At 57.6% G+C, this 12,097-nt stretch carries 12 protein-coding genes and 1 tRNA gene; 7 read left to right on the plus strand and 6 right to left on the minus strand.

From position 1 onward, the window contains the following. Window positions 1-3 precede the first annotated feature (3 nt). From AKU79_RS11920 to AKU79_RS11935, 4 genes are all read right to left on the minus strand, one after another. Window positions 4-624 carry a 3'-5' exonuclease gene (locus AKU79_RS11920; RefSeq protein ID WP_050523806.1) on the minus strand — a complete coding sequence of 207 codons (621 nt, stop codon included), beginning with the start codon at window positions 622-624 and terminating at the stop codon, window positions 4-6. A 258-nt stretch (window positions 625-882) separates the two neighbouring features. Further along, the gene (locus AKU79_RS19930) at window positions 883-1,218 is read right to left on the minus strand and encodes a hypothetical protein (protein ID WP_050523807.1); all 336 of its coding nucleotides are present in this window, start codon (window positions 1,216-1,218) and stop codon (window positions 883-885) included. A 161-nt stretch (window positions 1,219-1,379) separates the two neighbouring features. Beyond that, window positions 1,380-1,453: transfer RNA gene (locus tag AKU79_RS11930), tRNA-Cys, on the minus strand. A gap of 110 nt (window positions 1,454-1,563) precedes the next feature. Next, window positions 1,564-2,205 (minus strand): J domain-containing protein, encoded by a 642-nt coding sequence (locus tag AKU79_RS11935; RefSeq protein WP_050523808.1) that lies wholly within the window; start codon window positions 2,203-2,205, stop codon window positions 1,564-1,566. 73 nt (window positions 2,206-2,278) lie between these two features. On the opposite strand from AKU79_RS11935, the gene AKU79_RS11940 reads away from it, so the two are divergent. After that, window positions 2,279-2,533, plus strand: a complete 255-nt coding sequence (locus AKU79_RS11940) for a BolA family protein (RefSeq protein ID WP_050523809.1) — start codon at window positions 2,279-2,281, stop codon at window positions 2,531-2,533. 123 nt (window positions 2,534-2,656) lie between these two features. Here the strand turns inward: AKU79_RS11940 and AKU79_RS11945 are convergent, their stop codons facing one another. Beyond that, window positions 2,657-4,039, minus strand: a complete 1,383-nt coding sequence (locus tag AKU79_RS11945) for a M20/M25/M40 family metallo-hydrolase (protein ID WP_050523810.1) — start codon at window positions 4,037-4,039, stop codon at window positions 2,657-2,659. A 123-nt stretch (window positions 4,040-4,162) separates the two neighbouring features. On the opposite strand from AKU79_RS11945, the gene AKU79_RS11950 reads away from it, so the two are divergent. From AKU79_RS11950 to ispG, 4 genes are all read left to right on the plus strand, one after another. Then, window positions 4,163-4,774, plus strand: coding sequence for a 5-aminolevulic acid synthase (locus AKU79_RS11950; RefSeq protein ID WP_156209690.1), 612 nt, complete (start codon window positions 4,163-4,165; stop codon window positions 4,772-4,774). Window positions 4,775-4,935: 161 nt separating this feature from the next. Then, a complete protein-coding gene (hemA, locus tag AKU79_RS11955) occupies window positions 4,936-6,159 on the plus strand; it encodes a 5-aminolevulinate synthase (RefSeq protein ID WP_050523811.1) in 1,224 nt (407 codons plus the stop codon). 115 nt (window positions 6,160-6,274) lie between these two features. Beyond that, on the plus strand, window positions 6,275-7,480 hold the full coding sequence (locus AKU79_RS11960; protein WP_050523812.1) for a helix-turn-helix domain-containing protein: 1,206 nt from the start codon (window positions 6,275-6,277) through the stop codon (window positions 7,478-7,480). Between the two features lie 73 nt (window positions 7,481-7,553). Next, entirely contained in the window at window positions 7,554-8,681 is a 1,128-nt protein-coding gene (gene ispG / locus AKU79_RS11965; protein ID WP_050523813.1) for a flavodoxin-dependent (E)-4-hydroxy-3-methylbut-2-enyl-diphosphate synthase, read from the plus strand. A 94-nt stretch (window positions 8,682-8,775) separates the two neighbouring features. Here ispG and AKU79_RS11970 read toward each other — a convergent pair whose 3' ends face one another. Then, complete coding sequence (locus AKU79_RS11970) at window positions 8,776-9,519, minus strand: DsbA family protein (protein ID WP_050523814.1); 744 nt, start codon at window positions 9,517-9,519, stop codon at window positions 8,776-8,778. Between the two features lie 124 nt (window positions 9,520-9,643). On the opposite strand from AKU79_RS11970, the gene AKU79_RS11975 reads away from it, so the two are divergent. Together AKU79_RS11975 and AKU79_RS11980 are read left to right on the plus strand one after the other, a co-directional pair. After that, a complete protein-coding gene (locus AKU79_RS11975) occupies window positions 9,644-10,795 on the plus strand; it encodes a pyridoxal phosphate-dependent aminotransferase (protein WP_050523815.1) in 1,152 nt (383 codons plus the stop codon). Between the two features lie 73 nt (window positions 10,796-10,868). Continuing rightward, window positions 10,869-12,074, plus strand: coding sequence for an N-acetylmuramoyl-L-alanine amidase (locus AKU79_RS11980; RefSeq protein WP_050523816.1), 1,206 nt, complete (start codon window positions 10,869-10,871; stop codon window positions 12,072-12,074). Window positions 12,075-12,097: the final 23 nt, after the last annotated feature.

Below are 12,097 nucleotides of genomic sequence, written 5' to 3' on the forward strand. Positions count from 1 at the left end.
GAATTACGCTTTGGCGACGCGGGGGCGGGCGGTCTTTGGAACGGGCAGTGCTATTTCATCGAACGGCATTGCCAGTTGCGCCTCGGCATGCAGCACAACCATAGCTGCCGCGCGCGCATCTTCGCCTGCGTCGTGATGGTGAAAATGCAAATTTAATACCAGTTTCAGATTGGCCAGACCATGCCCGCCGTTGCCTTTCAGCTCGGGCCAAGCGCGCCGGGCGATCCTGACGCTGTCGCTCCAGTTTAGGGGCGGCGGCTCAAGGCCCAAAAAACGATGCGCGGCGTTGATGGCCTGTTTGTCAAAGTTGCTGTGCTGAATGAGTTGATGCCGGGCGAGCAGCGGCAACAAGATCTCAAACGCCTCGGCAAAGGGCAGGGCGTCCGCCACATGGTCCGGCCCGATCCCGTGCAGCCGTATATTGAACGGGTCGAAATGGGTGCGCGGATTGACCAGCATCGAGAATGTCTGGATGCCATTGTCGGGCCCCACACAGGCGAGGCCGATCTGGCAGATGCTGGCGGCATCGCTGCACGCCGTCTCGACATCCAGTGCGATAAACCGAAAATCCCCTTCGGGGACGTGGCTTATATGTTGAAAGTCTGGGCGGAAAGAGGGGGGCATGTCTGGAATTGTCAGGCTCTACGGGTTTATGGGATTCGTGCTGGTTTTCGGCATTCGGTTTTGATGAGTCAGTTTCTCATAACACTCAACGCCGGTGGGGCAAACGCGTTTCGGATTGGGTAAGCTGGCCTTGTCTAGATGGGTCAATGTGGCTTTTCTTATGGCCGACCCAATAATGGATGACATGGCTGCGATCAGCAGCGCCCCATCAATCGGCAATAAGGCGGTCTTCCAAAGAAGGGCCACCACCGACGATGTTCAGCAAAAAGTCGATGATGGGGTGCGCGCCAGGGCGGTTCTTGGCAACTGCCATGTGCCGTTGTCTAACGCGTCTTGAATGCCTTTAAGGGCATATTCAGCGACATGTTTGAATTTGCGGGTTTGGGCGGGAAGCTTGTTTTTTATGCGTGCCTGCGTTTCGTAAAGCAACTCCCACGCTCGCTCTACCGCTTCGTCTAAATCATCAGTCTTTGTGCTCTTTACGATGCGTTTGCCGTTATCCAGCGTCAGCCGCGCGTACCAATTCTCGCTACCCTGCCGCTTATCCAGCTTCAGTTTCTTGTGCACATTGACTGTTGTTATGCCGTAGCTCATCGCCGCTTTTTTCGCTAAGTGCCTGTTGCTGAACACTATACGGCAAAACGAGACAAAATGCAGTATAAACTACGCACGGACTGTGTACGAGTTGTGTACGAAGTTGGGAAAGCTAGATGTTGTGGTTTTTCAGGAAATAATTAGCAAAAACCACAAGATACTGGAGGCGGGTACCGGAATCGAACCGGTCTACTCGGATTTGCAATCCGGTGCATAGCCTGCCTGCCCACCCGCCTCAGTGCGGCATTGATTAGTCACGCCTGCGTACGGCGTCAAGTCCAATCGGGCAAGAATTAGGGTGCAAACGCGGAAAATTGATCGCCGCGCTGCAATTTCAAAAACAGCCTAGCTGCGGAAAAAGCGGCTTTCCTTGATTTGTTCCCATGCCCAAACCACCTCTTGCAGGCGCTCTTCGTCTGAGCGGTCACCACCGTTCATATCCGGATGAAGATCTTTCACCAAGCTTTTGTATTGCTTGCGGATTTCCGGTTTTGTCCAGCTGTCGCGCGCGTCCAGAATTTCCAGCGCTTTGCGCTCGGCCGAAGGCAGTTTGCGTGTCGCTGCAGCAGGGTTTACCTTGCCGGGGTTCTGCGTCCCTTTCTCACCCAATATCGCCATCGGGTCGTTCACACCAAGGCGCGACCACACATGGCCCTCATCCGAGCGCTTGTTGAATCCTTTATCCTCGCCGCGAACCCAAACCCGGTCCTTATCGGCAAAGGCTGCCAGTTCTTCTTCGGTGCTGCCCTGAAAGAAATTCCATTTAAGGTTGTATTCGCGAACGTGATCCTTACAAAACCACAAAAACGCGTCCAGATGGTCCGGGCTTTTGGGCGCGCGGTACAGACCGGGTTCGTCGCAGCCACCAAATTCGCAAGTCTTGGTAGAGGTCTCAAACGCGCCCGACATCCCGCGGCGTCCGGTCTTGCGTTTCTTCTTGTCTGAAGAAACGCGCATATCGAATTCAAATGGTGGACGTGTCGCCATGTTACTTGCCTTTCCGACTCGAAGGCGAGAGTTTAGACTATTGGCCAAAGGATTGAAGGGGGTTGACATAAATATGAGCATGTCGGACGAGATAAAACATAAATTGGCAGAAGCCTTTGCACCCGACTATCTGGTCGTGACAAATGACAGCCATCGCCACGCAGGTCATTCAGGCGATGACGGCAGCGGCGAAACGCATTTCAACGTCAAAATCCGTGCGGATGCTTTGGCCCAGATGAACCGCGTTGCCCGCCACCGCGCCATTCATGCGGCCCTTGGCCCGAATATTATTGCGCGCATCCACGCCCTTGCACTGGATGTTGGCTAACCTAACCCTCTGGTATTTCATCTTTCTACAAATGCCCCACCGCTGTAGCCCATTGTGGCGACAGTGGTTCAAGCCCAATGGAAGGCGGGGGTATGAAACCCCTGCCTTCTGCCTTAACCCCGCTCAGCGCGTCAGACGGTCCAGCACCCGCGCCCATGACCGGATGCCTTTGTGAAAGCTCTCCATGTCATATTTTTCATTCGGCGAATGGATCTGGTCGTCGTCTTTGCCAAAGCCGATCAGCATCGCATCCATGTCCAGATAGGTCTTGAAATATCCTGCGATCGGAATCGACCCGCCGCATCCCACATAGGCCGCCGCCACACCCCATTCATCGGTTAGCGCCGCGCGGGATGCTTCAAAGGCGGGGTGGGTAATGCTCATCTGGCCCGCAGGGCTGTTGCCATGGCCTTTGAATTCCACCCTGCAATCTGCGGGCAGGGCATCGGTCACATAGCCGCGAAATGCCTCGCGAATGGCAAAGGGGTCTTGGGTGCCAACAAGGCGAAAGCTGATTTTGGCATGGGCCTCGGCTGGCAGCACAGTTTTAAAGCCATCGCCCGTATAGCCGCCCCAAATGCCGTTCACTTCGCAGGTTGGGCGCGACCAAATCATTTCCAGCGGCGTGCGATCAGACTCTCCAGCCGGCACCGACAGGCCGACATCGCCAAGGAAGCGCGCGTGATCAAAGGCAAGGCCTTGCCACTGCGCCCGCATGTCATCTGACAATTCCGGAACGCCGTCATAAAACCCCGGCAGGGTGATGCGGCCATTGTCGTCATGCAGGCCTGCGATAATGCCCGACAGCACCCGAATGGGGTTTATCGCCACACCACCATACATGCCAGAATGCAGGTCTTTGCTGGGGCCATGGATGGTCAGCTCTTCGCCCAGCAGCCCGCGCAGCATGGTCACGATGGCAGGGGTTTTCGATTCGAACAGGCCGGTATCACAAATCAGTGCCACGTCGGCGCGCAGCTCATCAGCGTTTTCCTTCATAAAGGGAATCAACGATGGCGAGCCTGATTCTTCCTCGCCCTCAAGGAAAATCGTCAGGCGGCAGGGCAGGGTGCCATGTTCCGCCTTCCACGCGCGGCAAGCCTCAAGAAAGGTCATCAGCTGGCCTTTGTCATCCGATGCGCCGCGACCACGGATCACCTGGCCCGCAGGGGTTTCCTCAATCTGCGGGTCAAAGGGGTCACGCGACCACAGCGCCAGCGGGTCAACCGGCTGCACATCATAATGCCCGTAAAACAGCAAATGCGGGCCTGCGACCTCGGGCGCGTCAAAATGCGCAACCACCATCGGATGGCCGGGGGTAGGGCGCTTTGACGCCTCAAACCCCAATGATTGCAAATCCTCGACCAACCAGTCAGCGGCACGGTCACAATCGGCCTTAAAGGCCGGATCGGTTGAAATGGACGGAATGCGCAACAGGTCCAGCAAACGTTCAGTGGCCTGTGGCATCGCAGCGTCGATCCGGTCAAGGATGGCATCAATCGACATGGGGTTCTCCAATTTGTGATTTTGCCCGCACAGTATCACTCATTCCGCCTCTGTCCAGCGCCGCAAAAAGCAGCTAAAAGCGCCGCCAGAAAATAGCACCGGACCAAACAGGAGCGCATGAATATGGACAGACATCAAACGCGTTGGCAAAGCCTCTGGCTGGGTGGCATGGTTTTGGCAGGCCTGTCAGCGGTTGTATCGGGCGCCGCATTGGCCGACCCGATTTCGGGCAAAGATGCGATGGCGATGATGTTCGCGCCGCAGGGCGCCGAGGTTGAAATGCAGCCGGTTGACGGGCTAACCCCTGAAAACGCAGCTTTGTTGGGACAAGTCGTGAAAGATTATGCCTATTACGCGGCAGTTGCGATCGTTCCCGATGCCGATCTTTTGAAATCCGAAGCGACGATGCTGGTTGCCAATCATCACAGCGCCGAGGCCGCCGCCGCAGCAGCCCTTGAAGGGTGCAACAAGGCCAACACAACCGCAACGCCTTGCGTGGTTGCCGCAATCGTGCGCCCCGAAAAATGGGAGCCGCGCGCCTTACAGCTATCGGTAGAAGGCACCGTCGCCTTGCAAAACGACTATGGCAAACGCGGTGAACGCGCGATGGCGACCAGCCCCCAGACCGGTTATTTCGAAATTGCTCAGGGTCCGGGCGCACAACAAAAGGCACTGCAAGGCTGTGCAGACAAAGGGGCCAGCGATTGCCAAGTTGTCGTGGCCGACGCGGAATAGTGACAGAAATCAAAAAAGGGGGGCGTCAAAATGCCCTCTATCAGATATAGAGTTTGATGAATATCAAGGCGCCACCGGCGAATCTGTTGCAGATTGGTCAAAACCTGCCCTTTCCCGCTATTTTTGCGGGCTAATAAACTGCAGGCCGCTTGGAGACAGTTATGAACTATGATGCCGCACTCGACACCGCCCTGAACCGTTTGCACGAAGAAGGGCGCTATCGCACCTTTATCGATATCGAACGGCGCAAAGGGGCATATCCTTCTGCTGTATGGCGCAAAAAGGACGGGTCCGAAAAGGACATTACAGTATGGTGCGGCAATGACTATCTGGGCATGGGGCAACAGCCCGAGGTCTTGGCCGCGATGAAAGAGGCGCTTGACGCCACAGGCGCAGGCTCGGGCGGGACGCGCAATATTTCCGGCACGACTGTCTATCACATCCGGCTCGAGGCCGAGCTGGCCGATCTGCACCAGAAAGAGGCGGCTTTGGTGTTTACCAGCGCCTATAATGCCAATGACGCCACGCTCTCGACGCTGCCAAAGCTGTTTCCCGGCCTGATCATCTATTCCGACGCATTGAACCACGCCTCGATGATTGAAGGCGTGCGCCGCAACGGTGGCGCCAAGCGGATTTTCCGCCACAATGACGTGGCCCATCTGCGTGAATTGATGGCCGCCGATGACCCGGCCGCGCCAAAACTGATCGCCTTCGAATCGATCTATTCGATGGATGGCGATTTTGGCCCGATCAAGGAAATCTGCGATCTTGCTGACGAGTTTGGCGCGTTGACCTATATTGATGAGGTGCACGCCGTTGGCATGTACGGCCCGCGCGGGGCTGGGATTGCCGAGCGTGACGGGCTGATGCACCGGCTTGATATCATCAACGGCACCTTGGCCAAAGCTTATGGCGTGGCCGGCGGCTATATCGCCGCCAGCGCCAAGATGTGTGACGCGGTGCGCTCTTATGCGCCTGGCTTCATCTTTTCGTCGTCGATGCCGCCTGCGGTTGCTGCGGGGGCTGCTGCCTCTGTGCGCTATCTGAAAACCGCGCAACACTTGCGCGACGCCCAGCAATTGCACGCCCGCATCCTGAAAGATCGTTTAAAATCAATCGGTTTGCCATTGATCGACCACGGCAGCCATATTGTACCTGTGCATGTCGGCAACCCTGTTCATTGCAAGGCGCTTTCGGACATGTTGCTCGAACGATTCGGCATCTATGTGCAGCCGATCAACTTTCCAACAGTACCGCGCGGCACTGAACGCCTGCGCTTCACGCCTTCTCCTGTTCACGATGCATCACAAATTGACACACTTGTGCGCGCAATGGATATGCTTTGGCAGCAATGTGCGCTGAATCGCGCCGAGAAATCGGCCTAAGCGTTTCTGCAGGTGCATATATGATTGCGTTGTGGTAACTTACCCCCAATACGAAAGTATCGAGTCGTACTAAACGACTTCGGCAAAGACTTGGGGCATGGACGGGGCGTAGTGTATGATTGGCTGGAGGGCAGCACCTTCAACAACCGAAGACGACAAGCCCAAAGGGTTTGACGATTTTGAGTTGCGCTTAGGGGATCTAATGCGCGGCGAACGCGCGACTCTGGGCAAATCCCTGCTTGACGTTCAGCGAGAGCTGAAGGTCAAAGCTACATATATTGCAGCCATCGAAAACTGTGACGTTTCGGCCTTTGAAACCCAAGGGTTCGTGGCTGGTTATGTCCGCTCTTACGCGCGTTATCTGGGCATGGATCCCGATTGGGCCTATGCCAAGTTTTGCCGCGAAGCAAACTTTACTGTGGCGCATGGTATGTCGGCCGCCGCTTCGTCGGCGCAGATTTCCAAAGCGCGCAACAAAACACCAGATTATGGCGACCCGCTGGCAAACCCGAATGCAACGTTTGTGCCGCGCGTCGAATCCGCGTTTTCGCGGATCGAACCGGGTGCCGTTGGCTCTTTGCTGGTGCTTCTCGGCCTGATCGGTGGCTTGGGCTATGGCGGTTGGTCGGTGTTGCAAGAGGTGCAGCGCGTGCAACTCGCGCCTGTTGATCAGGCCCCGCAGGTGATTGCCGAAATCGACCCCTTGGGCAACGTTCAGGCCGCAGCGCCATTGGTCCGCTCGGCCCCCGAAATGACGGCCGAGGCTGACACGGTTTCACGGCTGGCCGCCAATACCGCTGTGCCTGCGCGCTCTGACCGTCTGTACCGCCCCGAGGCGCTGGAAGTCCCCGTTTTGACGTCGCGCGATGGTCCGATCGCATCCATCGATCCCGCACGCAACTCTGATCCGGTCGTCGAAGAGCAGGTCGTTGCCACGGCCGAGGCAAATTCCGAAGTGCAAGTCGTCGCATCCGATCCCAACCGCGTAGAGCTTTTGGCTGTGCGCCCGTCTTGGGTGCGTGTGTCTTCGGCTGATGGCACTGTGTTGTTTGAAAAAATCCTCGATTCCTGTGAACGCTACAGCGTTCCTTTGCTCGAAGATGCACCGGTTTTGCGCAGTGGCAACTCTGGCGCGGTTTATTTTACCGTTAACGGTAAAACCTTCGGTCCCTCGGCACCTGGCGCGCAAGTGGTCAAAAATGTCGTGCTGACTGCCGATGCCGTGCAGGCGAAATACTCTGTGGTTGAAACCGGGCAAGCCGTTGCCGTGGCCGATGCCGACAACGCCTTGGTGCTCTGCCCCTCCAGCCCGTCTTTGTGATCGCTTCAGGCGTTGTGCTTTGGCTGTTTTCGGCCTAGCTATGGCCGGGTAACATTCATTGCACGGGCACAAAATGACGCATAATCCCATCCGCCCTTGGCGCAATATTGCGCGCCGCAAGTCGCGCCAGATTATGGTTGGCAAAGTCGCCGTAGGCGGGGATGCCCCGATCTCGGTGCAAACCATGACCAACACCCTGACGACAGATATCAAGGCAACCATCGAACAGGTGCAACGTGCCGCCGCCGCCGGTGCCGATATCGTCCGCGTGTCGGCCCCCGACCGCGAAAGTGCACTTGCCCTGCGCGAAATTTGCCACGAGTCGCCGGTCCCGATCGTCGCCGACATCCATTTCCACTACAAACGCGCGATTGAGGCGGCCGAGGCTGGCGCCGCTTGCCTGCGCATCAATCCCGGCAATATCGGCGATGCCACCCGCGTGCGAGAAGTGATCAAAGCCGCCAAAGACCATGGCTGCTCGATCCGCATCGGCGTGAACGCGGGCAGTCTGGAACGCCATCTTCTTGATAAATATGGTGAACCTTGTCCCGATGCGATGGTAGAAAGCGGTCTCGACCATATCAAGATTCTGCAAGACAATGATTTCCACGAATATAAGATCAGCGTCAAAGCATCCGATGTATTCATGGCCGCCGCCGCTTACCAGCAATTGGCCGATGTCACTGATGCCCCGATCCACCTCGGCATCACCGAAGCGGGCGGCCTGCAATCAGGCACCGTGAAATCCGCCATCGGTCTTGGCAATCTGCTCTGGTCCGGCATCGGCGACACCATCCGTGTCTCGCTCTCGGCCGATCCGGTCGAAGAGGTGAAAGTTGGCTTTGAAATCCTCAAATCTCTCGGCCTGCGCCACCGCGGCGTCACCATCATTTCCTGCCCGTCCTGCGCCCGCCAAGGCTTTGACGTTATCAAAACCGTCACCGAACTGGAAACCCGCCTCGCGCATGTCACCACCTCGATGAGCCTCAGCATCATCGGCTGCGTGGTCAACGGCCCGGGTGAGGCGTTGATGACAGATATCGGCTTTACCGGCGGCGGTGCGGGTTCTGGCATGGTCTATCTTGCGGGCAAACAAAGCCACAAACTCGGCAATGAAGCGATGGTCGATCACATTGTCGAACAGGTGGAAAAACGGGCGGCCCAAATTGAGGCAGCAGCGGCAGAAAACGCAGCCGAATAGGCGCAATCACGCTGCCCGCATTCTTTTCGGCATAAATATCCCACAGGGGGTCCGGGGGACGTGAAGTCCCCCGGCGCCGGCCACTAAACCAGCCTCAGCCTTTGCGCTGGCCGTCAACAATCTGGCGCATTCCGTCCAGCGGCACATAGCCTCGCACCAATGTCTCATCGATCACAAAGGTTGGTGTGCCGTTCACTTCCAGCCGCTGCGCCAATGCGCGGTTGGCCTCGATCACCGATGTCACCTCTGGCGCATTCATCCGCGCCACAATCGCAGCCATATCCTTGACGCCAACCTCTGCCCCAAGCGCGGCAAGGCTTTCATCCGTCACATCACCCTTCATCACCATCAACGCATTATGCGCCTTTTCATAGGTCTCGGCGCCCTCAACCTGCAACACCGCAATGGCAAAGCGTGCCGCCAATTCCGATTGCGGCCCAAGGATCGGGAACTCCTTGACAACAAAGCGGATATTCCCGTCTGATGAGATCAGCTCCGACACTTCCTCAAAGGCCTTTTTGCAATAGCCGCAGCGGTAATCCATGAATTCCACCAACGTGATATCGCCATCAGGGTTGCCCCCGACCCAGCTTGCCGGATCATTCATGATCTCATCCGCATTGGTTGCCAGCAGGGCAACATCATTTGCCGCCGCATCCGCATTGCGGCGCTCTTCCAATACGCCGATCGCTTCCATCAGCACCTCGGGGTTCTCCATCAGATAGGCCCGCACCTCGGCGCGAAAATCGGTGCGCTCGGCATCCGTCATCTTGCTTTGGGCAAGCACTGGGCTGGCAAGTGCCAAGGCAAGGGCTGTCGTGGCGATCAGTTTCTTCATTCAAATTCTCCATTCCCGCGGGGCATGCGCACCGGCAGAGTTGACCTTTTCCCCCTCATGCCTGATTGCAGGGGGGCAGGGCAAGCCAATTGCCAGTAACGCGGTGCAGCATAGGGGCGCATAGATGCAAGTATCAAGACGTGGGGCTGTCGATCCCTTTATTGTGATGGATGTGATGGAATCCGCCCGCGCCTTTGAGGCCGCAGGCCGCAGTATTATCCATATGGAGGTCGGCCAACCCGGCACCGGCGCCCCCCAAGGTGCACGTGATGCGCTGGCGCATGCGATGGACCAAGGCGCGCTTGGCTATACGGTGGCGCTTGGCTTGCCGGAATTGCGTGCAGGCATCGCGGCACTTTATCAAAAATGGTACGGCATCACCCTTGATCCGGCCCGCGTGGTCGTTACCTCGGGGTCATCTGCTGCGTTCCTTCTGGCCTTTACCGCACTGTTCGATGCGGGCGACAGGGTCGGCTTGGGCGAACCGGGCTATCCGTCTTACCGCCAAATCCTCAAGGCGCTGTCGCTTACGCCTGTCGGCATCCCTGCCAGCACCGCCAATCGTTTGCAGCCCACGCCCGCCGATATGGCAGGCATTGATATGGCAGGCATGATCGTGGCCAGCCCGGGCAATCCGTCCGGCACCATGCTTGACCGCGCAGCCCTGACGGCGTTGATGGACCATTGCGCCGCCCATAACATCGCCTTTATCTCGGACGAGATTTACCACGGCCTGCATTACGGCGACCGCGCGGTTTCGGCTTTGGAAATCAGTGACGAAGCTTACGTCATCAACTCTTTTTCCAAGTATTTCAGCATGACCGGTTGGCGCGTCGGCTGGATGGTCGTGCCTGAAACCCATGTGCGCCTGATCGAACGCTTGGCGCAAAACATGTTCATCTGCCCGCCCCATGCCAGCCAGATCGCGGCACTTGCAGCACTCGATTGCATCCCCGAGCTTGAGGCTAACCGAGCCGTCTATGCCGCCAACCGCCAGCTTATGCTCGACGGTTTGCCTGCCGCCGGTTTTGCCAAAATCGCCCCGCCCGATGGCGCGTTCTACATTTACGCCGATGTGTCCGATCTTACCACCGACAGCTTGAAACTTGCCGCCGATATTTTGGAAGGCGCAGGGGTCGCGGTGACACCGGGTCTGGATTTTGATCCCGTTCGTGGCGCGCAGACCCTGCGGTTTTCTTATGCCCGCAGTACCGCTGAAATCACCGAGGGCCTTGCACGGCTTACCGCCTTTATGGCCCGATATACGAAGCTGTGAATTTACATTCAGGCGCAGTAACGCAATAAGCAGATAGAACAAACAGGTGGACCATAGGGCCAAATCTGGAACCATGCGGGCAATTCTAACCTTTCTTGCGGCGCTCTATCTGGCGATTGCTCCGGCCTCGGCGCAAGAGCTGTCGGCGCTGGCCCGCCTTGCACCTGAAACCTCGAAAATCGGGGATGTCGGCAAGGGCGTCTCGGTCGGCCTTTCGCTGTCGCAATCTGTCCCGTGGCGGGTGCGCGTGCTGGACAATCCGCCGCGGCTTATTCTTGACACCCGTGAGGTGGATTGGTCGCAGATCGCCGCTGTACCGCGCAGCGGTGGCCGCGTGCTCGACTTGCGGGCAGGGGTGTTTCGCCCGGGCTGGTCGCGCTTGGTGCTGGAACTCGCGGGTCCGCTTGGGGTTACCTCTGCGGGTATGGAAACCACCGCCGATGGCGCCAAAATCAACCTGACGCTTTCCCCCGTCGCGCCCGATGTCTTTGCGCAAATGGCTGCCAGACCCGAACCCGAAGGTTGGGCCTTACCCAAACCGGCCGATCTCCCCGGCATCTTGCCGCGTGGCACCGGTCCCTTGGTTGTGGTGCTTGATCCGGGGCACGGCGGCATCGACCCGGGTGCCGAAAGCCAAGGCCTGCGCGAGGCAAATCTGGTGCTGACCTTTGCCCGTGAATTCAAAGAGGCCTTGCAACGCAGCGGCAATTTTCTGGTCATCCTGACCCGCGATGACGATGTGTTCATTCCGCTTGAAACGCGGATTTCCACGGCGCGCGCGGCAGGGGCAGATGTGTTTATCTCGCTTCATGCCGATGCTTTGGCCGAAGGCAATGCGTCAGGGGCTACGCTTTACACCTTGGCCGATGACGCCACCGATATGGCCGCCCAGGCCCTGGCCGAACGCCACGACCGCGACGATCTGTTGGCTGGCGTCGATCTGACCGATCAAGATGACGTGATTGCCCATGTGCTGATGGATATGGCCCGTACCCAGACCGCACCGCGCGTTGATCGCTTGGCCAAAGCTCTGGAAACCGCAATCAAGGCCGAAGGCTTGCGCATGCATCGCAAACCGATCCAGTCGGGCGGCTTCTCGGTGTTGAAATCACCCGATATTCCGTCAATTCTGATCGAACTGGGCTTTCTGTCTTCACCACGCGATCTGGCACATCTGACCGATCCGGCGTGGCGGGCGCAAATGATCGGTGCCTTGCAAACCGGATTAACCGCTTGGACTAATGCCGAGGCTACGAATGACGCGGTGAAACGGCCGTAAACCCCCATGAATTGCGCGAAATC

This window comes from Pseudorhodobacter wandonensis, assembly GCF_001202035.1.
GTDB classification, from domain to species: domain Bacteria; phylum Pseudomonadota; class Alphaproteobacteria; order Rhodobacterales; family Rhodobacteraceae; genus Pseudorhodobacter; species Pseudorhodobacter wandonensis.